This window comes from Mesorhizobium sp. B2-5-3 (assembly GCF_006441005.1).
In the GTDB taxonomy this organism is placed as follows: domain Bacteria; phylum Pseudomonadota; class Alphaproteobacteria; order Rhizobiales; family Rhizobiaceae; genus Mesorhizobium.
In genome coordinates this window covers 457,723-479,725 of record NZ_VFUS01000001.1, presented here as the reverse complement: position 1 = coordinate 479,725, position 22,003 = coordinate 457,723, and the positions used below count along the sequence as shown (strand labels likewise).

Here is a 22,003-nt window from a genome sequence, read left to right as displayed (position 1 = left end):
GCGAAGCCCTCATCTCCATATAGGACGCTTTCATTTTGACAGAAGCCGTCATCGAGCTGAAAGACGTATCGCTGACATTGGGCGAAGGCGCCTCGTCCGTCCATGTGCTGAAGGGCGTCAGCCTCGATGTGGCGCGCGGCGAGGCGACCGGCATCGTCGGGCCGTCGGGGTCGGGCAAGTCGACGCTGCTCATGGTTCTCGCCGGTCTGGAAAGGGTCGATTCGGGCACGGTACGAATCGCCGGCGAGCTGCTCAACGGCAAGAGCGAGGATCAGATCGCATCGTTTCGGGGGCGAAACATCGGCATCGTGTTCCAGTCCTTCCATCTCATCCCCAATATGACGGCGCTCGAAAATGTCGCCGTGCCGCTGGAGCTGGCCGGCCATGCCGATCCGTTCTCGGTGGCGGAACGCGAGCTGGCGGCCGTGGGTTTGAGCGACCGCGTCACGCACTATCCCGGCGAACTTTCGGGCGGCGAGCAGCAGCGCGTCGCGATGGCCCGGGCGCTGGCGCCGTCGCCGCGCATCCTCATCGCCGACGAGCCGACCGGCAATCTCGACCAGGCGACCGGCAAGCAGGTCGCCGACCTTTTGTTCGCCAAGGCGGCCGAGCGCGGCATGACGCTGGTGCTGGTCACGCATGATCAGGCGCTCGCGGCGCGCTGTTCGCGCCAGGTCTCCATGCGCTCCGGCAGGATCGAGGCACCGGCGCCGACCAAGGCCATCGCCTGATGTCACCGGCGCGGACATTGAAGCTCGCCGTCCGCTTCTCCTTGCGCGAGATGCGCGGCGGCCTGTCCGGTTTTCTGATTTTTCTTGCCTGCATCGCGCTCGGCGTCGCGGCGATCGGCGGCGTGAATTCCGTGGCCCGCTCGATCAGTGGCGGCGTTGCCAACCAGGGCCAGACGCTGCTTGGCGGCGATCTGCGCTTCCAGCTTAACCAGCGCGACGCAAGCGAAGCCGAACGCGGCTTCCTCGATGGGCTGGGCACGGTGTCGAGAACCGCCAGCATGCGCTCGATGGCGCGGCTTGCCGACGGCTCCGATCAGGCGCTGGTCGAGGCCAAGGCCGTCGACGAGGCCTATCCGCTTTACGGTGCGCTGGAAACCGAGCCGGCGCTGACGAAGCAGGAACTGTTCGGCGAGCAGTTCGGTGTTTTCGGCGCGGCCGCGCCCGACTTGCTGTTCGAGCGGCTGCATGTGAAGCTCGGCGATCGGCTGAAGCTCGGAACCGCCACCTTCGAACTGCGCGCCAGGCTGGTCACCGAGCCCGATGCCGTGTCCGAAGGTTTCGGTTTCGCGCCGCGCCTGATGATCTCGACCGAGGGCCTGGTCGCGACAGGGCTGGTTCAGCCGGGCAGCCTCGTCGAGAATTCCTACAAGATCCGGCTGGCCCCCGACGCCGACGAGGCGCGGCTCAAGGCCATCCAGGACAAGGCTGCCAAGGATTTCCCGGAGTCCGGCTGGTCGATCCGCACGCGCAGCAATGCGGCCCCGGCGCTCTCTTCCAACATCGAACGCTTTTCGCAATTCCTGACTTTGGTCGGGCTGACGGCGCTGGTGGTCGGCGGCGTCGGCGTCGCCAACGCGGTGCGCGCCTATCTCGACGGCAAGCGCGGCGTCATCGCCACCTTCAAGAGCCTGGGCGCATCGGGCGGCTTCGTCTTTGCCGTTTACCTCGTGCAGATCCTGATGATCGCGGCCCTCGGCATCGCCGCCGGTCTGGTGCTCGGTGCGCTGATGCCCTTCGCCGCGAGCGCCGCGCTTCAGTCGGTCATTCCGGTGCCGGCGCAAGGCGGCTTTTATCCCGGCGCGCTCGGCATGGCGGCGCTGTTCGGATTGCTGGTGACGCTGGCCTTCGCGCTGCTGCCGCTCGGTCGCGCCCGCGATGTGCCGGCGACCGCGCTGTTCCGCGAGATGGGACTGGAAGGCCGCGGTTTTCCACGCGCTATCTATGTCGTTTCGGCGCTCGGCATCGCAGTGCTTCTTGCAGCGCTCGCCATCCTGTTTTCGGGCGACCAGCGCATCGCTTCGATCTTCGTCGGGGCCACCATCTTCGCCTTCCTGGTGCTGCGCCTGGTCGGTGCGCTGGTGCAATGGGCGGCAAGGAAGAGCCCGCGCGTGCGCTTCGTGGCGCTCAGGCTCGCCGTCGGCAACATCCATCGGCCAGGCGCGCTGACGCCGTCGGTGGTGCTGTCGCTGGGGCTTGGCCTGACGCTGCTGGTGACGCTGGCGCTGATCGACGGCAATCTGCGGCGGCAGATCTCCGGCAGCCTGCCTGAGCGGGCGCCGAACTTCTTCTTCGTCGATATCCAGAGCAGCGATGTCGACGGCTTCTCCAGTCTGATCAGCAAGGAGGCCCCGCAGGGGACGCTGGCCAAGGTGCCGATGCTGCGCGGCCGGGTGATGGCGCTCAACGGCGTCGCCGTCGACAAGGTCAAGGTGCCGGCGGAGGGCGCCTGGGTGCTGCGCGGCGACCGCGGCCTGACTTATGAGGCCAAGCAGCCGGACAACGCGACGCTGACCGAGGGGAACTGGTGGCCGGCCGATTATACCGGCGAGCCGCTCGTCTCGTTTTCCGACAAGGAAGGCAAGGAAATCGGGCTGAAGCTCGGCGATACCGTCACCGCCAACGTGCTCGGCCGCAATGTCACGGCCAGGATCGCCAATTTCCGCCAGGTCGAATGGGAGACGATGGGCATCAACTTCGTCATGGTGTTCTCGCCCAACACATTTGCCGGCGCGCCGCATGGCTGGGTGGCGACGCTGACCGAAAAGAGCGCCACCGCGGCTGATGACGCCCGCATCCTCAATGCCGTCACCCGCGCCTTCCCGGCAGTCACTACGGTCCGCGTCAAGGACGCGCTCGACATCGTCAACCGTCTGGTCGGACAGCTCGGCGCGGCGATCAGGGCGGCGGCCGGCGTGGCACTGATCGCGTCGGTGCTTGTGCTGGCCGGCGCACTCGCCGCCGGCAACCGGGCGCGCATCCATGACGCGGTGGTGCTGAAGACGCTCGGTGCGACGCGGCTGACGCTGATATCGGCCTTCTCGCTCGAATACATGCTGATCGGCCTCGCCACGGCGGTCTTTGCGCTCGCCGCCGGCAGTGCCGCCGCATGGTTCGTCGTCGCCCGCATCATGACATTGCCGTCGCATTTCATGCCGGAAGTGGCGGTGGCGACCATTCTCTTTGCGCTGGTCATCACCGTCGGCATCGGTCTCGCCGGCACCTGGCGGGTGCTCGGCCACAAGGCAGCGCCCGTGCTGCGAAACCTCTGAGTCCGCATCGGTTCCACCCCGCCGACGGCCGGCATTTGGTTAAATCGACGTAATGTTTCGCGGCCAAAGGGCTGGAAAACCGCGCCATGCGTGCCTCACGAAGCATTACACCCGGTTACGGTCTTGTTCTTGACGCGAATAACCATCATATTTCGCCGCAGGCATGCTGGAGTCCCGCCAGCGGCGCCCGGGTCCGGGTGGACCCGACACCGGACGGGGCAGAAGCAATAGAGGACCACAATGGCTGAACCCATTCGCAACTATCAGACGCGCGCCGTGCCCGGCGCCGCCGTCGACATCGATCAGGGCCTGCGCGCCTATATGATCAAGGTCTACAATTTGATGGGGCTTGGTCTCCTCATCACTGGTCTTGCCGCCGTCGGCACGATCATGCTGGCCACAACCACCGATCCGGCCTCGGCTGTCGCGACGCTGCCGAGCGGCGAGATGCTGACCTCGTTCGGCTACGCGATCTTCGGCTCGCCGCTGCGCTGGCTGGTGATGCTGGCCCCGCTGGCCGCCGTTCTGTTCCTGTCGTTCCGCGTCCAGTCGATGAGCGTGTCGGCGGCGCAGACGACGTTCTGGGTCTATGCGGGCCTGGTCGGCCTGTCGCTGTCGTCGATCTTCCTGGTCTACACCACCGCCAGCATCTCGCAGACCTTCTTCGCCACCGCCGCGGCCTTCGGCGCGCTGTCGCTGTTCGGCTACACGACCAAGCGCGACCTGACGGCGATGGGCTCGTTCCTGATCATGGGCGTGTTCGGCATCATCATCGCGATGGTGATCAACATCTTCCTGCAGTCGTCGGCGCTGTCCTTCGCCGTCTCGGCGATCGGCGTGCTGGTCTTCGCCGGCCTCACCGCCTACGACACGCAGAAGATCAAGGAGATGTATTTCGAGGGCGACGCTTCCGACGTTGCCGGCCGCAAGGCCATCATGGGCGCGCTGACGCTCTATCTCGACTTCATCAACCTGTTCATGTTCCTGCTCCAGTTCATGGGCGACCGCCGCTAAGGGCTGGTCCGTGTCATGGTCTGACTGGACCATCGGGTTTGGAAGGGGCGGCCCAACGGCCGCCCTTTTCTTTTGCGCTGACCTTTGCTGTTATTGCAGGCAGACAAAGAGGCCTGCATAAAGAATGAGCACTATCGTTATACGGGCCGCACGCGCGGCCGACCTCGACACCATTACGCAAATCTATGCCGACGCTGTGACCCGCGGCACGGCGAGCTACGAGCTGGAGCCGCCAGGTCGCGCCGAAATGGGCACGCGATTCGACACGCTCCAGGCCGGTGGCTTCCCTTACCTTGTGGCGGAAAAGGATGGCGCCGTGCTCGGCTATGCCTATGCCGGTCCCTTCCGGCCGCGCCCGGCCTATCGCTTTGTCGTCGAGGACTCCGTCTATGTCGCGCCTGATGCCAAGGGCCAGGGTGTCGGCCTCAAACTGATGCAAAGCCTGATCGCGGCCGCCGAGGCTGCGGGCTTTCGCCAGATCGTCGCGGTGATCGGCGATGGCCATCCCGACAGCGCTTCCGTCAAGCTGCACGAAAAGCTCGGCTTTCGTCATTCCGGCCGCCTCGAAGGCTCCGGCTACAAGCACGGCCGCTGGCTGGACACGGTGTTCATGCAACTGGCGCTGAACGGCGGGGCATCCGCCCCGCCCGATCCGGAATCATTGCCGGAGCGGAAATTCCGTCAAGAAAAGTAATGGCTTAGATGAGCCCAAGACTGAGGCCAACCGAAGCAATTGCGCCGCTGTTTCAGGCCTCGACCAGCTTCAACTTGCTGTCGAAGACGCCGAGCACACGGCCAAGCTCCTGCCCGCGCTTGAGGATGCGGCCGCCCGCGGCGATGACGGCGAAGGCGCCTTGCTTGCGTGCCAGCTTCGGGTCCTTGACGATCTGGAACAGCGGCACCTCGCTGGCCCGGCGGAACACCGAAAACACGGCCCTGTCGGTGAGATGATCGATAGCGTAGTCGCGCCATTCATTGGCGGCGACCATGCGCCCGTAGAGTTTCAGGATCTGGTCCAGTTCGCGCCGCTCGAAGCGCACCGGCTGGTCGAGGCGCGCACGGCGTGCCTCGTGGAGCGGGATCAGTATTGCGGATGCGTCGCCATCCTCCGTCCCGCCGCCGTGATCGGTCATGCCTCGATCCTTCAAAAATGAATCTTTGCCAACCAAAGTTGGCGCTTTCGCTATCGAATTGCAAGTGCCGGCGAAGCGGTGCGGACCCGCGCCATTTCCGTCGCGTCCAGTCACGTTTGCAAACGACATGTTGGAATTGGTGATGCTCCGCCACATTCTGGCCATTTTTTATCCGCGCTCATGCCCCAATGTCCGACGAATTTACCGGCGTTGCCTGAGACGGTTCGGTCCGGCACCGGCTCGTAAACCCCAAGCCCCCCGCCCACGGGTCTGCGTCGGATCGAACCAACCTCGGTTTTTCCTCGGAAAGACCGGGTGCGACGATCCCAAAACCTAAATGACCGACGTCAGAAGCAAGCTGACGTCGGTTTTTTCATGCCTGGATCGCCGCTAATGCGGATTTCCCGCCGTATGGACGGTTTTCAGCCCGATCCGGTGCGACCGGCAGGATCGATGGGCGCCGAAATCTTGGCATGCCGTCCGCGCTTGCCAACGCCATCACCACTTAATAAGGTGTTAAGTGAAACGGGAGCGGCAATGCCACGCATATCGGACTCCACGGCGAAAGAGGTGAATGGTACGGTCGCGGCCACCCCTGAGGCCGGCGGCGTCGGTCCCCGCATCAAGGCGCTGCGCATGGCAAGGCGCGTCTCGCTGCGCCGGTTGGCCGACATGACCGGCACGACGGCGAGCTTCATCAGCCAGCTCGAGCGCAATCTGTGCGGCGCCAACACAGGCACGCTGCTCAGGATCGCCGCCGCTCTCGATCTCGGCATCAACGACCTGTTCGAGGGCAGCAGCCGTCCGTTGCACAAGGTGCTGAGGCGCGAGGAACGGCCTGTCGTTCCCGTCGGCGTGCGAGGCCGCAAGATGCTTTTGTCGCGGCGGCCGATCCATCAGTTCGAGGTTTATGCGGGGCATTTCGAGGTCGGCGGCTCGACCGGCGACGACGCCTATGTGCATGGCGGCGAGCATGAGATGTTCATGGTGCTCAAGGGAACCGTCGAACTGACGCTTGCCGACGAGCGCCATCTGATGCGCGAAGGCGACAGCGTCGAATACGCGACCTCGGTGCCGCACCGCACGGTCAATGTCGGCGACACACCGGCGGAGGTGCTCTGGATCATCGCGCCGCCGACCGCCGGCGCGCTGGAACTCGATCAGTACAGGACCGGAAACCGCTCGCATCCGGGTGAATGAGAACAAATGCGAGCTCTGGAATGGGAGAGTTGAACATGAGAGTGAAATTTGCACATGCGGCGTGCCTGGGCGTGCTTCTGGCGGCGACGGCCGCGCTCGCGCAATCGAAGCCGGTTGCCGGAGAGGTGGCCGAAGGCTCGCTGAAGGGCAAGACCCTGACTTTCGTGTCCTATGGCGGCATCTACCAGGACGGCCAGGCGGCAGCGCTCAAGGAGTTCGTGGACAAGTCGGGCGTCAAGCTGCTCAATGACGGCCCGACCGAGATCGCCAAGCTGCAGGCGCAGGTCGAGTCCGGCAATGTGACATGGGACGTTGTCGATACCGACGATCTGCCGCCTTATGTCTATTGCGGCAAACTGTTCCAGAAGCTGGACTTCACCAAACTCGACGTCTCGAAAATTCCCGAGGGCCAGGTCGGCGAGTGCTCGGTGCCGGCGATGAACTACGGCGTCGTGCTGATGTACAACACCGAAAAGTACAAGGACAATCCGCCCAAGAGCTGGGCCGACTTCTTCGACACGCAGAAATTCCCCGGCGTGCGCGGAATCGACGGCTCCGGCAGCCCGACCGGTGGCTTGCTGGAACAGGCGTTCAAGGTTGCCGGCGGGGACCCCAAGGCGATGACGGTGGCCGATATCGACAAGGCCATCGATGTGGTTCGCAAGCTCGGCCCCGATACCATCTTCTGGAAGACGGGTGCAGAATCGCAGCAACTCGCCGAATCCGGCGAGGCCGACATGCTGATGATGTGGACAGGCCGCGCCATGACCGCGGTCAAGAACGGCGCCAAATACGCACCGGCCTGGCAGGACTGGCTGGTGGTGATGGATCAGATGACGATCCCCGTCGGCGCCAAGGACACGGAGGCATCCTACGCGCTGCTCAACGCCTATCTTGGCAAGCACGCGCAGGAGGTGTTGACGGAGCAAACGTCTTACACGCCGATCAACAGTGAAGCGCAGCCCAAGGTCGACGCTTCCGTCTCCGCTTTCCTGACCAACACGCCCGAACGCCAGAAGCAGGGCTACAAGCAGAACTTCAAGTTCTGGGTCCCGAACTTCGCGGTGGCGCAGGAGAAGTGGTCCGCGCTGATGTCCGGCAACTGACCGGCTGAGGGAGACCAAAAGCCGTGAGCGCGTCCCAGCCAACCATTCCGGCCGCCGAAAGGCGCCGGGCGTGGCGGCCGTTCGCGCTCGCGCTGCCGGCGCTGGTCCTGCTTTTCGCGGTGATTGGCTATCCGCTGCTCACCATCGTCGTGCGCAGCCTGTCGGAGCCGCAGTGGGGCCTGCAGAACTATATCTGGTTCTTCGGCGCGCCCATCAACCTTGCCGTGCTCCGGCGGACCTTCCTCATTTCAGCATGGGTCACGCTGGTCTGCGTGGTTTGCGCCTATCCCTATGCCTATCTGATGACCGCGGTCCGACCACGCGTGCGCTTGGTGCTGCTGCTCTGTGTGTTGATCCCGTTTTGGGTGAGCGGCGTGGTACGCACTTTGTCCTGGGTGATACTGCTGCAGGATTCGGGGGTCATCAACTCGATCCTGCGGGCGCTCGGGTTCGGTGGGATCAGGCTGATCCGCACCCAGACGGGCGTGGTCATCGGCATGGCGCAGGTGCTTTTGCCTTTCATGATCCTGCCGCTCTATTCGGTCATGAAAGGCATCGATCTCAGGCTGATGCAAGCCGCGCGGAGCCTCGGGGCGAGACCCTCGCGCGCGTTCCTCACGGTGTATCTGCCGCTGTCGATGCCTGGCGTCTATGCCGGCGCGATCATCGTCTTCATCCTGGCGCTCGGCTTCTACATCACGCCGGCCCTGCTCGGCGGACCGCGCTCGACGATGCTGTCGACGCTGGTGCAGACACAGGTGCTCAGCCTCCTGCAATGGGGCAGGGGCGGCGCCATGGGCGTGGTGCTGCTCGTCACGACCTTCGTGCTGCTGGCGCTTGCCGCGCCCGTGATGCGGTCCAGCCATCGGCAAGCGGGGCGGCCCTGATGGAGATGAAGCCGCTTACCCGCCTCATGCTGGGCCTTGTCTGCCTGCTGGTAGCCATATGGTTGGTGGCACCGACGCTCGTCGTGGTGCCGATGTCATTCAACGAGAACAAATCGCTGGCATTTCCACCCCAGGGCTTCTCCTGGCAATGGTACGAAAATTTCGTCACCAATCCGGATTGGTCGACCAGCTTCCTCAATTCGCTGAAGGTCGCATCGATCGTTGCGGTTCTGGCAACCGTGCTCGGCACCCTTGCCGCCTTCGGCCTCGACCGCATGCAGGCGCGGCCGGCAAATCTCCTGCGCATGCTGATGCTGACGCCGATGGTGGTGCCGGGCGTGGTCCTGGCCATCGGCATCTACGCCGTCTATCTCGACACGCGGCTTGTCGGCACGCTGCTCGGCTTCGTGCTGGCTCACACCATCCTTGCGCTGCCTTTCGTGCTGATCGCCGTTTCGGCCAATCTCGAAGTATTCGACAAGCGGCTGGAGACAGCCGCGGCGAGCCTGGGCGCAGGTTCGCTCACCACGTTCCGCACGGTGACGCTGCCGCTGATTGCCCCCGGGGTACTGTCCGGCCTGCTGTTCGCCTTCGCCACCTCCTTCGACGAGATCGTCGTGTCGCTGTTCATCACCAATCCCTATCTCAAGACGTTGCCGGTGCAGATCTTCGCTTCCATCACGCGAGACGCCGATCCGACGGTCGCGGCCGTCGGCACGATCCTCTTATGCGCAACGACACTGCTGATCGGCGGCGGCATGCTGCTTCTTGGCCGTGAGCGGAAGGGAGGCTTATGAATCGGAAAGCGGAAAATCGTGGTGCGGCGATCGACCTGGAGTCGGTAAGCAAGGCCTATGGTTCCTTCAAGGCGCTCGACGGCGTGTCGCTGCGAATCGAGCCGGGCGAATTCATGACGCTGCTCGGTCCGAGCGGCTCAGGCAAGACGACGACGCTGAACGTGATCGCCGGCTTTACCGACCTGACCAGCGGCAAGCTGCTGGTCGGAGAAAAGAGCGTGGTCGGCGTGCCGGCGCACAAGCGCAACATCGGCGTGGTCTTCCAGCATTATGCACTATTCCCGCACATGACGGTCGGCCGCAATGTCGCCTATCCGCTGAAGCTGCGCGGCGTCACCGGGGCAGAACGCGAACGCCGCGTCCGCCACGCGCTCGACATGGTCAAGATGGCCGATTTCGCCCACCGCTTCCCAAACGAGCTTTCGGGCGGCCAGCAGCAGCGCGTGGCGCTGGCCCGCGCCATCGTCTTCGATCCGCCGCTGCTGCTGATGGACGAGCCGCTCGGCGCGCTGGACAAGAAACTGCGCGAATGGCTGCAGCTCGAGATCAAGCGCATCCACCGCGAACTCGGCACCACCTTCGTCTATGTGACGCACGACCAGGAGGAGGCGTTGGTGCTCTCCGACCGCATCGCCGTGTTCAACCGCGGCGGCATCGAGCAGATCGGTACCGGCCGCGAACTCTACGACGAGCCGGCGACGCTTTTCGTCGGCAAGTTCATCGGCGATTCCACCGTGCTGCGCGGCCCCGCCGCCACCTCGGGCAACGAGACGGCGATCGAGATATCAGGCCAGAGAGTGGCGACCGCCAAGCGTCTCGCCGATGGCGGCAAGCCGGTGATGTTGCTGCGTCCCGAAAAGCTGGCGCTTGCTCGTCGCGGCGGCGGCGGGGATGGCCGCAACCGGCTCGCCGGGCGTATCGGCGAGGCCATCTATCTCGGCTCTGGCTCCAAATACGAGGTGGAGCTCGCCGACGGCTCGAAAGCCATCGTGCGCTCGACGCTCGAGGCGGACACTTTTGCCATTGGAGACGAGGTCGACGTGCTCTTCGCCGGCGGCGACGTGAAACTGCTCGCCGATGACGACAAGGCCGACCTGACGCTTACCTGAAACAAAGCGGCCTCGCCTTTCCATGGAAAACGACGGGGCCGCTTCCTCTCTTGGTGTTTAACGCAGTTCCGGACGGGAAACCGCTCCACACTTTTCCTGGAATCGCACGGAGAACGGATCACAAGATGCAAGCCCAGCGCAATGGCGACGTGTCGTTCTGGTATGCCGACATAGGTGGCCCGCCGGCCAGCCGCCCACCCTTGCCCGGCGACATCGAGGCCGATGTCTGCATCGTCGGCGCCGGCTATACCGGACTTTGGGCGGCCTACTATCTGAAGAAGGCGAAGCCCGCGCTGCGCATCGCCATCGTCGAAAAGGAGTTCGCCGGCTTCGGCGCCTCGGGCCGCAATGGCGGATGGCTGTCCGGCGGCTTCAGCTGGTCGCGCGAGAAATATGCAAAAACCTCCTCGCGCGGGGCGGTGATCGACATGCAGCGCGCCATGTCCGGCACGGTCGACGAGGTGATCGCGATTGCCGCTGCCGAAGGGATCGACGCCGATATCCGCCGCGTCGACAACATCACCGTCGCAACAAACGCCGCGCAGCTTGAGCGCGCCAAAGCCGAGTACGAAGAGGCCCGGCACTGGGAAATGCCGCCCGAGCGGCTGGCCTTCCTCGGTGCGCAGGAAGCGCGCGAGCGCATCGCCATCGACAATGTATTGGGCGCCTTCGTCGTGCGCGACGTCGCGCGCGTGCAGCCGGCCAAGCTGGTGCAGGGTCTGGCGGCGGCGGTCGCGCGGCTCGGCGTTCCGATCTACGAACAGACGCAGGTGCTGGCGCTCGAGAAGGGCAAGGTCACCACCGACCGCGGCGTCGTGCGCGCCGAAAAGATCGTGCGCGCCACCGAGGGCTTCACCGCCGGCATTGCCGGCTACGAGCGTCTCTGGCTGCCGCTGAACAGCGCCATCGTGGTGACCGAGAAGCTGCCGCAGAAGCTCTGGGACGAAATCGGCTGGAGCGGCTACGAGGTGCTGGGCGATGCCGCGCATACCTACTGCTATGCGCAGCGCACGCGGGAAGGCCGGATCGCCATGGGCGGCCGGGGCGTGCCCTACCGCTTCGGATCGCGCACCGACACGCGCGGCAAGACACAACAGGCGACCATCGACCAGCTGCACGAGATCCTGACCAGGCTGCTGCCGCAGACCAAAGGCGTGCGGCTCGACCATGCCTGGTGCGGCACGCTCGGCGTGCCGCGCGACTGGTGCACGACGTGCGGCTTCGATCGCGAAAGCGGCATGGGCTGGGCCGGCGGCTATGTCGGGCTCGGCGTTTCCAGTTCGAACCTGTCCGGCCGCACCTTGCGCGACCTGGTGCTCGGACACGACACGGAGCTGACCCGGTTGCCTTGGGTCAACCGCACGGTGAAGAAATGGGAGCCGGAGCCGCTGCGCTGGCTCGGCGTCCACGCCATGTACCAGCTCTACCGCATCGCCGACCGGCGGGAGGCAAACGGCCTGGGGCGGACGTCGCGCCTCGCCGCTTTCGCTGATCGCCTGACCGGCCATTGAGGCAGGTCACTCAAACGCGATTCCGTTTGGTCGACAGGCATGAATGGAGACCGACAGCGCGTCGCATCATTTCCGTTTTCGGCGGCGCGCTTCAGAGCCTTCGATCGAACGGCGCATCGGAACCGGGGCGGTGAATGAAGGCGGCGCCCAGGATGGGCCCTGGCAGGCCGTCCTTGCCGACGGACTGCAAAAGCACGGCGCAGCCGCCCTTCTTGGAAATCTCACTCATCGGCAATTCGTAGCGCTGCGCCTTGCCGTGCCAGATGCCCGCTGTCTGGATGCCGGTCACCGCGTTCCAATAGGTCATCTTGCGGCCCGTGTTCTCGCCCTGGCCGATCGTGACCGTCTGCGGCGGCTCGAAATAGACGATGACGACATGAGCATCGCTGGGACCGGTCCCGCCATCGCCGGCATCGATCATGACGCGGTCGCTGGTCCGGCTGACCTTGATGGCGACCCGCATGTCTTCGCCGATCCTTGCCATGCGGGCGAGTTGGCCATCGACCTCGCCGCGATTGGCGCCGTTCACATGGACCCGGCCGTTGATGACCGCCTGCGGCGTATAGACTGAGCGGTTGCCGAAGGCTCGCATATACTCATATTGCCGCTCGGTGTTTTCCTTGCTGCTCAGCGTGTCCCGCCAGCCGAGATAATCCCAGTAGCCGACGTGATAGGAGAGCGCGACAAGATCCTGCCTGGCGGCAAGTTCGGAGAAGAAGGCGTCGGCAGGCGGGCAGGAACTGCAGCCTTGGCTGGTGAACAGCTCGACCACGCCCACGGGCCTGTCGCCCTGGGGCTTGTCGGCCAGGAGCCTGCCGGACTCGCCGGCGTGCCCGGCACCGGCGAACGCCGAGATGGCCAGCGCGAACGCTGCCAGCCACAATGATCTACGCGAGGCCATGACCATTCCAATTCCCGCCGGTGATGCCGGCTTTGTTTTGATTGGCTGAAATATGTGGCAGAACCGGAAGTCAACGGGAAGTCACGTTGCGGTGAAATTTTGCCATTGCAAGCCTGGGTAGGGCGGCAATAGGAGAAGCCACTGCATTTCAACCGGCGGTTCGATTCGGGGACGGGATCATCATCATGTGGCAAAGTTTCCTGGCTCCAGTCGATCTTTATTGCGAGCGAACGGGTCCTGAACTTTGGGCCGAGCCGGTGAATGCTTTGACCAACCTGGCTTTCATTGCCGCGGGACTATGGGGCGTCCGCGAAGTGCGGCGATGCAGGACCGGCATTTTCGCCGAGGTCCTGGCCTGGTGGGTGGTGGCGATCGGCGTCGGCTCGACGATCTTTCACATCTTCGCCACCAAGGGAACGGTCTGGGCCGACGTGGTGCCGATCGCCGGCTTCACGCTGGCCTACACGCTGTTCAACCTGCGCCGCTTCCTGCGCCTGGAATGGGGCAAGGCGATCGCGATCTTCGTCGTTTTCTATGCCGTTGTCGGAGCGATAACTCTGGCCGTACCGGATTGGCTGCGCCAGGCGTCGAACGGCACCACAGGCTACCTGCCGCCGTTCCTGGCGCTCGCCTTCTTCGGTGTCTGGGTGGCGGCGAGCGGCAATCGCGCCGGCTGGTATAATCTGGCCGGATCGGCGATCTTCGTGCTGTCGGTCATCTGCCGCATGATCGATCCGCTGGTCTGCACCAGCTTCCCGCTCGGCACGCACTTCCTCTGGCACCTGCTCAACGGACTGATGCTGGCTGTGCTGCTGGCCGCCGCGGCGCGCTACGGCGCGCCACAGCGAGGCAGTAGTAGGCAGTAGGTCCTATTTCCTACTGCCTAAGCCCTACTCCCTTGCCGCTACGCGGCAAGATCGCGCAACACGTACTGCAAAATGCCGCCGTTCTTGAAGTAGTCGAGTTCGTCAAGCGTATCGATGCGGCAAATGATCGGCACCTTCTTCACCGTGCCGTCGCCATAGGTGATCCTGGCTTCCATCTTCTGGCGCGGCTTGAGGGCGTCCAGGCCGTCGATCTCGACCAACTCATCCCCTTTCAGGTTGAGCGAAGCCCATGAGGTGCCTTCCTCGAAGACGAAGGGGATGACGCCCATGCCGACCAGATTGGAGCGGTGGATGCGCTCGAAGGATTGGGCGATGACCGCGCGGACACCAAGGAGATTCGTTCCCTTGGCCGCCCAGTCGCGCGACGAGCCGTTGCCGTATTCGACGCCGGCGAAGATGACCAGCGGCACGCCTTCCTTCTTGTATTGCATCGCTGCGTCGTAGATCGATTCCTCTTCCTTCGACGGGTAATGGATGGTGTAGCCGCCTTCCCTGCCATTCTCGCCCAGCATGTGGTTGCGGATGCGGATGTTGGCGAAGGTGCCGCGCATCATCACCTCATGGTTGCCGCGGCGCGTGCCGTACTGGTTGAAGTCGGCAACGCCGACGCCATGCTCGGTGAGGTATTTGCCGGCCGGCGAGGCGGCCTTGATCGAGCCCGCTGGCGAAATGTGGTCGGTGGTGATCTTGTCGCCGAGCAACCCCAGCACGCGGGCGCCCTTGATGTCGCCGATCTTGCCGAAGCCCGTGGTCATGCCGGCGAAATAGGGCGGGTTCTGCACATAGGTGGAATTGTCGTCCCAGGCATAGGTCTGGCCTTCCGGCGCCTTGACGTTCTGCCAGTTCTCATCGCCCTTGAAGACGTCGGCATATTTGCGGGCGAACAGCTCGCGCGTCACGTTCTTCTCGATGAATTCCTGGATTTCCGCCGAGCTCGGCCAGATGTCCTTGAGGTAGACCGGCTTGCCGTTCCTGTCCTCGCCGAGCGGCTCGGTAGTCAAGTCTTTCGTCACCGTGCCGGCCAGCGCGTGCGCCACGACCAGCGGCGGCGAGGCGAGATAGTTGGCCTGCACGTCGGGCGAGACACGGCCCTCGAAGTTGCGGTTGCCGGAAAGCACCGCGGCGGCAATCAAACCCTTATCGTTGATGGTCTTGGAGATCGGCGCCGGCAGCGGGCCGGAATTGCCGATGCAGGTGGTGCAGCCGAAGCCGACCAGGTTGAAGCCGATCTGGTCGAGCTCCTTCTGCAGGCCGGATTTCTCGAGATATTCGGCGACCACCTGGCTGCCTGGCGCCAGCGAGGTCTTCACCCAGGGCTTCTGCTTGAGGCCGAGGCGATTGGCGTTGCGGGCGAGCAGGCCGGCGCCGATCAGCACGCTCGGGTTCGAGGTGTTGGTGCAGGAGGTGATGGCGGCGATGACGACGTCGCCATGGCCGAGATCATGGCCGGTGCCTTCGACGGCGTAGCGCTTCGAGATTTCAGCCGCCTTCTTGTATTCGGTGTCCATAGCCTTGACGAAGCCGGCCGGGATGCCTTCCAGCGCGACGCGGCCCTCTGGGCGCTTCGGGCCGGCCATCGACGGCACGACGTCGCCGAGATCGAGCTCCAGCAAGTCGGTGAAGACCGGGTCGGCGGAGCCTGCGTCACGCCACATGCCTTGCGCCTTGGAGTAGGCTTCGACCAGCGCGATGCGGCTTTCCTCGCGGCCCGACATTGTGAGATAGCGGATGGTCTCGCTATCGACCGGGAAGAAGCCGCAGGTGGCGCCATATTCAGGCGCCATATTGCCGATGGTGGCGCGGTCGGCCAGCGTCATATTGGAGAGACCGGGACCGAAGAATTCGACGAACTTGCCGACGACGCCCTTCTTGCGCAGCATCTGGGTGACGGTGAGCACGAGGTCGGTGGCGGTGACGCCCTCCTTCAGCTTGCCGGTGAGGCGGAAGCCGATGACCTCGGGCAAAAGCATGGAGACGGGCTGGCCGAGCATCGCCGCCTCGGCTTCGATGCCGCCGACGCCCCAGCCGAGCACGCCGAGGCCGTTGATCATGGTGGTGTGCGAATCGGTACCGACGCAGGTGTCGGGATAAGCGGTCGTTTCGCCGTCCTCGGTGTTGGTCCACACCACCTGGCCGAGATATTCGAGGTTGACCTGATGGCAGATGCCGGTACCGGGTGGCACGACGCGGAAATTGCGGAACGCCTGCTGGCCCCATTTCAGGAACTTGTAGCGTTCCTCGTTGCGCTCATATTCGAGCTCGACATTGCGGGCGAAGGCCATTGGCGAGCCGAACTCGTCGACAATGACGGAATGGTCGATGACGAGGTCGACCGGCACCAGCGGGTTGATCTTTTGCGGGTCGCCGCCGAGCGAGGCCATGGCGTCGCGCATCGCCGCCAGGTCGACCACCGCCGGAACGCCGGTGAAATCCTGCATCAGGACACGGGCAGGGCGATAGGCAATCTCGACGCCGGCCGTCCCCTTGTCGGTCAGCCAGCCGGCGACGGCCTTGATCGAGTCCTTGGTGACGGAGCGGCCGTCCTCGTTGCGCAGAAGGTTCTCCAGCAGAACCTTCATCGAATAAGGCAATTGGGCGATGCCGGTGAGCCCGTTCTTCTCGGCCTCGACGAGGTCGAAATAGGTATATTCGGCGTCGCCCGCTTTCAGCGTGCGGCGGCAATTGAAACTGTCGAGGGATTTTGACACGTGCGATCCGTCCTTGTCTGTTCAGCCTGAAAGGGAACGGACGCCGATGGCATGCAATCACGCGCAAAGGTGCGGGTACGGCCATTTCCGCTGTCCGCTCCCAAGCAACCCGAGCCGTTCAAGGCGGCGCGTGCGCTGGTTCGGCGCTAGTTCTGTTCCCGCGCCGACCGCTGGCACGGATGCACCGCATATAGAGAATTTTCTGGAATAGTTCTAGACAGTTAAAAAGCAAATTTGTGCGATGCGGCAGGGGCCGAGGCGGATTGTTTCAGGGCGGGCGAGGGATGCGGCTTATCGCCGAAAATCTGGGCGGCGAACGCGGCGGCGAGACGGTGTTTTCGGGCATTGGCTTTGAGCTCGATCAAGGCCAGGCGCTTGTCGTCACCGGGCCGAACGGATCAGGCAAATCGACCTTGCTCAGGATCGTCGCCGGACTGCTGCCGAAGGCTGAAGGCAATTTGCTGATCGAGGGCGGCGGCGATGAATTTCCGTCGATCGCTTCGGCCTGCCACTATCTCGGCCATCAGAACGCGATGAAAACGGCGCTCAGCGTGACGGAAAACCTGCGCTTCTGGCGCGACTTCAACGGCGGTGGATCCGTCGGCGTCGAGGAGGCGCTGGAGACGGTCGGACTGGGCGGCATCGGCCATCTGCCGTTCGGCTATCTCTCGACCGGGCAAAGACGACGCGCGGGGATCGCGAAACTGCTGGTCAGCCAACGGCCGATCTGGCTGCTCGACGAGCCGACCGCCGGGCTGGACAGGGATTCGGAGGCGCGATTCGCGGGATTGATGAGGGGGCATTGTTCCGAGGGCGGGATGATCGTCGCGGCAACGCATCTGCCGCTCGGGATCGAGGGAGCGCAGACGTTGAGGATGGGGCAGGCCTTTTGATGACGGCACTCTACGGCGCCCCCCTCTGTCCTGCCGGACATCTCCCCCTCGAGGGGGGAGATCGGCTGCCAGCTTGGCTTTCGCCAATTACAACGATTGAAAGATTGGCGCGCCACCGAAGCTGCCAATCTCCCCCCTCGAGGGGGAGATGTCCGGCAGGACAGAGGGGGGCGCTCAAGCGCGAGTATCTCATATCATGCTAGCCCTCCTCCTCCGCGATATCCGCCTTTCGATTCGGGCCGGCGGCGGGGCGCTGACGGGCGTGATCTTCTTCCTCGCCGTGATCGCCACCATTCCCTTCGGCGTCGGGCCGGACCTGAGACTGCTAGCCCGCATCGGCCCGGCGATCCTGTGGATCGGAGCACTGCTCTCTTGCTTGCTCGGCCTCGACCGGTTGTTCCAGGCCGACCGCGAGGACGGCTCGCTCGATCTCCTGGTGCTTGGCAACGACCGCCACATGCTGGCGCTGACGGTGCTCACCAAATGCCTGGCGCATTGGGCGGGCAGCGTGCTGCCGCTGGTGGTCGCCGCGCCCCTGCTCGGCCTGTTCATGAACATGGAGCCGGTCGCCATCGGCGCCACGGCGCTTACGCTGCTGGTCGGCACGCCGGCGATCACTTTCATCGGCGCCGTCGGCGCGGCGGTGGCGGTGGCGCTGCCGCGCGGCGGACTCCTGATCTCGGTGCTGGTGCTGCCGCTGACCATCCCGGTGCTGATCTTCGGGGTTTCGGCGAGTTACGGCGCGACGGCCAATCCCGATCCGTTCCTGCAGCCTTTCCTCATTCTTGCCGCGCTGACGTTGTTTCTTGCCGTGCTCGGACCGCTGGCGGCGGCGCTGGCGCTGCGCCATGGCACGGATTGAGGCGGCCACGACCGGCAGGGGCTGCGGCGCGGCGGCCAATTGCGCGGTCACCGGCGCGGGGCTAAGGGAAGGCATGATCGAGCACGGCGGAAGGATCGAATTGGCGGGCGGCATGCCGACGAGGCAGCCGGCATGAGCCCGCATGCGCTCTACGTCACCGCCGCCTATGCCGTTACGGCGATTGCGCTGGCCGGGCTGATCGGCTGGATCCTGCTCGATCAACGGGCCCGCAAGCGCGAACTGGCCGAACTCGAGGCGGCGGGCGTGCGCCGACGCTCCGACAAGGGCGGGGAGCGCGCGTCATGAGCACGGATATGCCAACGCCGGTGCCGCCCCGGCGCCGCCTGTTCGTGCTGTTGCCGCTGCTGGTCTTCCTCGGGCTGGCGGGGCTGTTCCTGGCGCAACTCCTGTCGGGGCGCGACACTTCGGAGGTGCCGTCGGCGCTGATCGGCCTGCCGGCGCCGCCGACCAACCTGCCCCCGCTGGACGGCACGAACCTGCCGGGACTCGATTCGAAATCGTTTGCCGGCAAGGTGACGCTGGTCAACGTCTTCGCCTCATGGTGCGCGCCTTGCCGCGAAGAGCACCCGGTGCTTTTGGGGCTGGCGCAGGACAGGCGCTTCACCATGGCGGCGCTGAACTACAAGGACCGGCCGGAAAACGCCCGCCGATTCCTCGGCGATCTCGGCAATCCGTTCCAGGCGATCGGCGTCGACGAGGCCGGCCGCACGGCGATCGACTGGGGCGTCTATGGCGTGCCGGAAACCTTCGTCATCGGCAAGGACGGCAAAATTGCCTACAAGCATGTCGGGCCGCTGACGGCCGAGACGGCTCAGACGCTGCTATTGCCGCAGATCGAGAAGGCGCTGGCCGCGCCGAACTGAGGCGACTGGCCGGCCTACTTGCTTGCCTTGGCCCGCTCGATCGCGTCGACGATCATCTTCTTGGCGTATTTGGAATCGTGCCAGCCCTCGATCTTGACCCATTTGCCGGGTTCGAGATCCTTGTAGTGCTCGAAGAAGTGCTGCACCTGATCGCGGGTGATCTCGGGCAACTGCGTGTATTCGGTGACGTTCTCGTAACGCAGCGTCAGCTTCGGCGACGGCACGGCGATGACCTTCTCGTCCTGGCCGGCATTGTCTTCCATGATCAGCACGCCGATCGGCCGCACATTGATGACGCAGCCGGGCACCAGCGCGCGCGTGTTGCAGACCAGCACGTCGATCGGATCGCCGTCGCCAGACAGCGTGTGCGGAACGAAGCCGTAATTGCCGGGATAGCGCATCGAGGTATGCAGGAAACGGTCGACGAACAGCGTGCCGGCCTCCTTGTCCATCTCGTATTTGATCGGCTCGCCGCCGATCGGCACCTCGATGATGACGTTGACGTCCTCGGGCGGATTCTTTCCGGTGGCGATGGCTTCAATACGCATGACTTATCCCTCTCTCGATTGGCAGACCGATAGCGGGCGGCGCAAAATGGTGCAATGCGGCGAATGGTGCTCAAGAACGCCCAGCAAGACGCAATGGTATTCAATGCGTTCAATCATTAGCAGAAGATGTTTCAGTGTCGTGATTGCGTAGGTTGCGCTTTGCGCCGCTTACGCGATCGTTCCTCGCCGGTCATTCCCAGACGAAAGCAACCTTCTTCAGCGCCTTCTGCTCGAATATCTCGACGCCTTCGGCGATATCGCGGCCGCCGGCGCCGGAATAGAAGGCGAGCGCGTTCTGATTGTCTTCCAGCGCCCACACCACCGTGCCCTTCAATCCGTGGTCGGCAAGCCGCGCCCGTGCCGCCTTGAAAAGCCGGCTGCCGAGCCCGATGCCCTGATATTCCGGCCGCAGGTACAATTCATAGATCTCGCCCTGCTGCTTGAGTTCACGGGCCCGGTTCTTGCCGATCGTGGCGTAGCCGGCGACCGTGCCGCCGATCTCGATCACCAGGACGGTGGCGGCGCGGCGGATGGCATTGGCCCACCAGTCGGCGCCGCGACGGTTGATCATCGATGTCAGGGTGCGGTGCGGGATGATGCCGCTATAGGCGCCGCGCCAAGCCTGCAAATGCACGTCGGCGATCGCCGCGGCGTCGCGCGATTCGGCTTTGCGGATATCGATGCTCAGCGTATTCATGATTTGTTAACCATAAACCCGCATCGCTCGAATGCAAGAGTCCGGGCAGTCCGGAGGACGCTTTCTCACAGGCCGTCATCGCCTGCGCAATGCGCGTTCGAGGCTGTCGGTGGAGCTCAAATCTCGACCAGATGATCGTCGAGCTCGTTGGTGTCGCCCGACGTGACCGGGAAGTGCTCGGCGAGCACCGCTCCAACCGATCGGATCGCCTTGACGAAGCCGTCGGCAAGCCGGTCGTCGCCGGCATGTGCGGTAAGCTCGCGCACCACATCATCCCAGACATGCTGGTCGACCTTGGCGTCGATGCCTGAATCGGCGACCACCTCGGCGTAGCGCTCGATGACCGAGACGAAGACCAGCACGCCGGTGCGGGCGGTCGTGCGGTGGACGTTGCGGGCCAGGAACTGCTTCAGTGCGTTGTCATGCGCGGTCTGATAACGCAGCCGTCTCGGCACCATATGGATGCGCAGCCCCGGAAAGGCCCATAACAGCAAAAGAAAGCAGGCCAGCGCCAGAAGCTGGGCAATGACGAAGTGCGGCAGACGGATGGTGAGCCACCAGGCCTCCAGCCCATAGGCGACGGCGAGGCTGACCAGCAGCGTGGCGAGAGCCGCCACGAAGGCAGCCGGAAAGAAGTAGTTGCCGCTGGCATGCGCCACCACGCAGTAGATTTCGCCGTCGGTCCTTGATTCGGCGGCGCGGATCGCCCCGGCGATGCGCTCATGGTCCTGCGGGCTGATCGGTCGTATCGCCATGATCCCTCTCACCAGCTTCCCGAAGAGCCGCCGCCGCCGGAAGAGCCCCCACCGCCGGAGAAACCACCGCCGCTACCGCCCGAGGACCAGCCGCCGCCGCCCGACCAGCCGCCGCCACCTGACGACCAGCCGCCACCCGACGATCGCCGGCTCGGCTCGAACGTCATGCCGAGCCAGCGGTAACGGCCGGGACCGATCTTCTGGCCGAAGATCGGCGGCAACACCGAGGCCGCTATGCTGCCGAAGAAGATGAGCGCCCAGATGCCGATGAAGATGGCGAAGAACAAATCGTCGGAATTGAACGGCGCCTGCTGGTTGCGCTTGCCGCGTGCTTCCAGCTCCTCGGGATTGCCGTTGAGCACCATGATCATGTCGTCGACGGCCTTGGTGATGCCGCCGGAGAAATCGCCGGCACGGAAGGCCGGCACCATGTCGTTTTCGATGATCAGCTTGGTGTGCAGGTCGGTCAGCGTGCCTTCCAGCCCGTAGCCGACCTCGATGCGCATCTTGCGGTCGTTCGGCGCGACCAGAAGCAGCACGCCGTTGTTCTCCTTCGCCTGGCCGAGTTTCCAGAACCGGTACAGCCGGTTGGCATAGGGCTCGATCTCCTCGCCGCCGAGACTGGGAATGGTGGCGACGACGATCTGATCGGAGCCCTTCGTCTCGAAATCGGCAAGCTTCTGCGTCAGTACCGCCCTGGTCGCCGCATCGATGATGCCTGCATTGTCGACGACACGGCCGGTCAGCGCCGGGAGCTCGGCGGCGAGGGCCGCAAATGGCACCACGAGAACGAGGAGCAGGACAGCGACGCGATACATGGCGCGTCGTCCC

At 64.4% G+C, this 22,003-nt stretch carries 23 protein-coding genes; 16 read left to right on the top strand and 7 right to left on the bottom strand.

What is annotated here, in order from left to right:
* Positions 1 to 35: 35 nt before the first annotated feature.
* The 4 genes from FJ867_RS02485 to FJ867_RS02470 all read left to right on the top strand — a co-directional run bounded on the left by FJ867_RS02485 (position 36) and on the right by FJ867_RS02470 (position 4,988).
* A complete protein-coding gene (locus FJ867_RS02485; RefSeq protein WP_140655007.1) occupies positions 36 to 731 on the top strand; it encodes an ABC transporter ATP-binding protein in 696 nt (231 codons plus the stop codon).
* On the top strand, positions 731 to 3,280 hold the full coding sequence (locus FJ867_RS02480; protein ID WP_140728690.1) for an ABC transporter permease: 2,550 nt from the start codon (positions 731 to 733) through the stop codon (positions 3,278 to 3,280). The genes FJ867_RS02485 and FJ867_RS02480 overlap by 1 nt, the downstream gene beginning before the upstream one ends.
* A gap of 240 nt (positions 3,281 to 3,520) precedes the next feature.
* Positions 3,521 to 4,294, top strand: coding sequence for a Bax inhibitor-1/YccA family protein (locus tag FJ867_RS02475; protein WP_140492223.1), 774 nt, complete (start codon positions 3,521 to 3,523; stop codon positions 4,292 to 4,294).
* Positions 4,295 to 4,418: 124 nt separating this feature from the next.
* The gene (locus FJ867_RS02470) at positions 4,419 to 4,988 is read left to right on the top strand and encodes a GNAT family N-acetyltransferase (RefSeq protein ID WP_140816448.1); all 570 of its coding nucleotides are present in this window, start codon (positions 4,419 to 4,421) and stop codon (positions 4,986 to 4,988) included.
* A gap of 52 nt (positions 4,989 to 5,040) precedes the next feature.
* On the opposite strand, the gene FJ867_RS02465 is transcribed toward FJ867_RS02470, so the two are convergent.
* Positions 5,041 to 5,427, bottom strand: a complete 387-nt coding sequence (locus tag FJ867_RS02465) for a DUF2794 domain-containing protein (protein WP_140514020.1) — start codon at positions 5,425 to 5,427, stop codon at positions 5,041 to 5,043.
* Positions 5,428 to 5,964: 537 nt separating this feature from the next.
* Here FJ867_RS02465 and FJ867_RS02460 point away from each other — a divergent pair.
* The 6 genes from FJ867_RS02460 to FJ867_RS02435 all read left to right on the top strand — a co-directional run bounded on the left by FJ867_RS02460 (position 5,965) and on the right by FJ867_RS02435 (position 12,037).
* A complete protein-coding gene (locus FJ867_RS02460; protein ID WP_140514019.1) occupies positions 5,965 to 6,627 on the top strand; it encodes an XRE family transcriptional regulator in 663 nt (220 codons plus the stop codon).
* 35 nt (positions 6,628 to 6,662) lie between these two features.
* Positions 6,663 to 7,733, top strand: coding sequence for an extracellular solute-binding protein (locus FJ867_RS02455; RefSeq protein WP_181165196.1), 1,071 nt, complete (start codon positions 6,663 to 6,665; stop codon positions 7,731 to 7,733).
* Between the two features lie 23 nt (positions 7,734 to 7,756).
* Positions 7,757 to 8,620, top strand: a complete 864-nt coding sequence (locus tag FJ867_RS02450; RefSeq protein ID WP_140559227.1) for an ABC transporter permease — start codon at positions 7,757 to 7,759, stop codon at positions 8,618 to 8,620.
* On the top strand, positions 8,620 to 9,417 hold the full coding sequence (locus FJ867_RS02445) for an ABC transporter permease (RefSeq protein WP_140559228.1): 798 nt from the start codon (positions 8,620 to 8,622) through the stop codon (positions 9,415 to 9,417). Before FJ867_RS02450 ends, FJ867_RS02445 begins: the two co-directional genes overlap by 1 nt.
* Positions 9,414 to 10,526: an ABC transporter ATP-binding protein gene (locus FJ867_RS02440; RefSeq protein ID WP_140685381.1), complete on the top strand. Its 1,113-nt coding sequence runs from the start codon at positions 9,414 to 9,416 to the stop codon at positions 10,524 to 10,526. The genes FJ867_RS02445 and FJ867_RS02440 overlap by 4 nt, the downstream gene beginning before the upstream one ends.
* A gap of 125 nt (positions 10,527 to 10,651) precedes the next feature.
* Entirely contained in the window at positions 10,652 to 12,037 is a 1,386-nt protein-coding gene (locus FJ867_RS02435) for an FAD-binding oxidoreductase (protein WP_140816446.1), read from the top strand.
* Between the two features lie 91 nt (positions 12,038 to 12,128).
* Here the strand turns inward: FJ867_RS02435 and FJ867_RS02430 are convergent, their stop codons facing one another.
* Complete coding sequence (locus FJ867_RS02430; RefSeq protein WP_140816444.1) at positions 12,129 to 12,944, bottom strand: thioredoxin family protein; 816 nt, start codon at positions 12,942 to 12,944, stop codon at positions 12,129 to 12,131.
* Positions 12,945 to 13,123: 179 nt separating this feature from the next.
* On the opposite strand from FJ867_RS02430, the gene FJ867_RS02425 reads away from it, so the two are divergent.
* Positions 13,124 to 13,804: a ceramidase domain-containing protein gene (locus FJ867_RS02425; protein ID WP_140816442.1), complete on the top strand. Its 681-nt coding sequence runs from the start codon at positions 13,124 to 13,126 to the stop codon at positions 13,802 to 13,804.
* A 38-nt stretch (positions 13,805 to 13,842) separates the two neighbouring features.
* Here FJ867_RS02425 and acnA read toward each other — a convergent pair whose 3' ends face one another.
* Positions 13,843 to 16,533: an aconitate hydratase AcnA gene (gene acnA, locus FJ867_RS02420; RefSeq protein WP_140816440.1), complete on the bottom strand. Its 2,691-nt coding sequence runs from the start codon at positions 16,531 to 16,533 to the stop codon at positions 13,843 to 13,845.
* 284 nt (positions 16,534 to 16,817) lie between these two features.
* Between acnA and ccmA the strand changes: the two genes are divergently transcribed.
* The 5 genes from ccmA to FJ867_RS02400 all read left to right on the top strand — a co-directional run bounded on the left by ccmA (position 16,818) and on the right by FJ867_RS02400 (position 19,172).
* Positions 16,818 to 17,426, top strand: coding sequence for a heme ABC exporter ATP-binding protein CcmA (ccmA, locus tag FJ867_RS02415; RefSeq protein ID WP_140816438.1), 609 nt, complete (start codon positions 16,818 to 16,820; stop codon positions 17,424 to 17,426).
* Positions 17,427 to 17,622: 196 nt separating this feature from the next.
* A complete protein-coding gene (gene ccmB, locus FJ867_RS02410) occupies positions 17,623 to 18,288 on the top strand; it encodes a heme exporter protein CcmB (RefSeq protein ID WP_140492261.1) in 666 nt (221 codons plus the stop codon).
* On the top strand, positions 18,275 to 18,424 hold the full coding sequence (locus FJ867_RS28630) for a hypothetical protein (RefSeq protein WP_181167271.1): 150 nt from the start codon (positions 18,275 to 18,277) through the stop codon (positions 18,422 to 18,424). Before ccmB ends, FJ867_RS28630 begins: the two co-directional genes overlap by 14 nt.
* Positions 18,421 to 18,594 carry a heme exporter protein CcmD gene (gene ccmD / locus FJ867_RS02405; RefSeq protein WP_140514011.1) on the top strand — a complete coding sequence of 58 codons (174 nt, stop codon included), beginning with the start codon at positions 18,421 to 18,423 and terminating at the stop codon, positions 18,592 to 18,594. The genes FJ867_RS28630 and ccmD overlap by 4 nt, the downstream gene beginning before the upstream one ends.
* Positions 18,591 to 19,172, top strand: a complete 582-nt coding sequence (locus tag FJ867_RS02400; protein ID WP_140816436.1) for a DsbE family thiol:disulfide interchange protein — start codon at positions 18,591 to 18,593, stop codon at positions 19,170 to 19,172. The genes ccmD and FJ867_RS02400 overlap by 4 nt, the downstream gene beginning before the upstream one ends.
* Before the next feature lie 14 nt (positions 19,173 to 19,186).
* Here FJ867_RS02400 and ppa read toward each other — a convergent pair whose 3' ends face one another.
* The 4 genes from ppa to FJ867_RS02380 all read right to left on the bottom strand — a co-directional run bounded on the left by ppa (position 19,187) and on the right by FJ867_RS02380 (position 21,990).
* Positions 19,187 to 19,720: an inorganic diphosphatase gene (gene ppa / locus FJ867_RS02395; protein ID WP_140492463.1), complete on the bottom strand. Its 534-nt coding sequence runs from the start codon at positions 19,718 to 19,720 to the stop codon at positions 19,187 to 19,189.
* Between the two features lie 190 nt (positions 19,721 to 19,910).
* Positions 19,911 to 20,417, bottom strand: coding sequence for a GNAT family N-acetyltransferase (locus FJ867_RS02390; protein ID WP_140492466.1), 507 nt, complete (start codon positions 20,415 to 20,417; stop codon positions 19,911 to 19,913).
* A 116-nt stretch (positions 20,418 to 20,533) separates the two neighbouring features.
* Complete coding sequence (locus FJ867_RS02385; RefSeq protein ID WP_140816434.1) at positions 20,534 to 21,172, bottom strand: TPM domain-containing protein; 639 nt, start codon at positions 21,170 to 21,172, stop codon at positions 20,534 to 20,536.
* Positions 21,173 to 21,180: 8 nt separating this feature from the next.
* Entirely contained in the window at positions 21,181 to 21,990 is an 810-nt protein-coding gene (locus FJ867_RS02380) for a YgcG family protein (RefSeq protein WP_140816661.1), read from the bottom strand.
* Positions 21,991 to 22,003: the final 13 nt, after the last annotated feature.

What these genes read in the sequence shown, in the direction of transcription:
- FJ867_RS02435 (WP_140816446.1), top strand. Translation starts at nt 10,652, where the DNA reads ATGCAAGCCCAGCGCAATGGCGACGTGTCGTTCTGGTATGCCGACATA.
- ccmB (WP_140492261.1), top strand. Translation starts at nt 17,623, where the DNA reads ATGCTAGCCCTCCTCCTCCGCGATATCCGCCTTTCGATTCGGGCCGGC.
- FJ867_RS02380 (WP_140816661.1), bottom strand. Translation starts at nt 21,990, where the DNA reads ATGTATCGCGTCGCTGTCCTGCTCCTCGTTCTCGTGGTGCCATTTGCG.
- FJ867_RS02480 (WP_140728690.1), top strand. Translation starts at nt 731, where the DNA reads ATGTCACCGGCGCGGACATTGAAGCTCGCCGTCCGCTTCTCCTTGCGC.
- ccmD (WP_140514011.1), top strand. Translation starts at nt 18,421, where the DNA reads ATGAGCCCGCATGCGCTCTACGTCACCGCCGCCTATGCCGTTACGGCG.
- FJ867_RS02460 (WP_140514019.1), top strand. Translation starts at nt 5,965, where the DNA reads ATGCCACGCATATCGGACTCCACGGCGAAAGAGGTGAATGGTACGGTC.
- FJ867_RS02440 (WP_140685381.1), top strand. Translation starts at nt 9,414, where the DNA reads ATGAATCGGAAAGCGGAAAATCGTGGTGCGGCGATCGACCTGGAGTCG.
- FJ867_RS02400 (WP_140816436.1), top strand. Translation starts at nt 18,591, where the DNA reads ATGAGCACGGATATGCCAACGCCGGTGCCGCCCCGGCGCCGCCTGTTC.
- FJ867_RS02430 (WP_140816444.1), bottom strand. Translation starts at nt 12,944, where the DNA reads ATGGTCATGGCCTCGCGTAGATCATTGTGGCTGGCAGCGTTCGCGCTG.
- FJ867_RS02455 (WP_181165196.1), top strand. Translation starts at nt 6,663, where the DNA reads ATGAGAGTGAAATTTGCACATGCGGCGTGCCTGGGCGTGCTTCTGGCG.
- FJ867_RS02470 (WP_140816448.1), top strand. Translation starts at nt 4,419, where the DNA reads ATGAGCACTATCGTTATACGGGCCGCACGCGCGGCCGACCTCGACACC.
- FJ867_RS02475 (WP_140492223.1), top strand. Translation starts at nt 3,521, where the DNA reads ATGGCTGAACCCATTCGCAACTATCAGACGCGCGCCGTGCCCGGCGCC.
- FJ867_RS02445 (WP_140559228.1), top strand. Translation starts at nt 8,620, where the DNA reads ATGGAGATGAAGCCGCTTACCCGCCTCATGCTGGGCCTTGTCTGCCTG.
- ppa (WP_140492463.1), bottom strand. Translation starts at nt 19,720, where the DNA reads ATGCGTATTGAAGCCATCGCCACCGGAAAGAATCCGCCCGAGGACGTC.
- FJ867_RS02425 (WP_140816442.1), top strand. Translation starts at nt 13,124, where the DNA reads ATGTGGCAAAGTTTCCTGGCTCCAGTCGATCTTTATTGCGAGCGAACG.
- FJ867_RS02390 (WP_140492466.1), bottom strand. Translation starts at nt 20,417, where the DNA reads ATGAATACGCTGAGCATCGATATCCGCAAAGCCGAATCGCGCGACGCC.
- ccmA (WP_140816438.1), top strand. Translation starts at nt 16,818, where the DNA reads ATGCGGCTTATCGCCGAAAATCTGGGCGGCGAACGCGGCGGCGAGACG.
- FJ867_RS02465 (WP_140514020.1), bottom strand. Translation starts at nt 5,427, where the DNA reads ATGACCGATCACGGCGGCGGGACGGAGGATGGCGACGCATCCGCAATA.
- FJ867_RS28630 (WP_181167271.1), top strand. Translation starts at nt 18,275, where the DNA reads ATGGCACGGATTGAGGCGGCCACGACCGGCAGGGGCTGCGGCGCGGCG.
- FJ867_RS02385 (WP_140816434.1), bottom strand. Translation starts at nt 21,172, where the DNA reads ATGGCGATACGACCGATCAGCCCGCAGGACCATGAGCGCATCGCCGGG.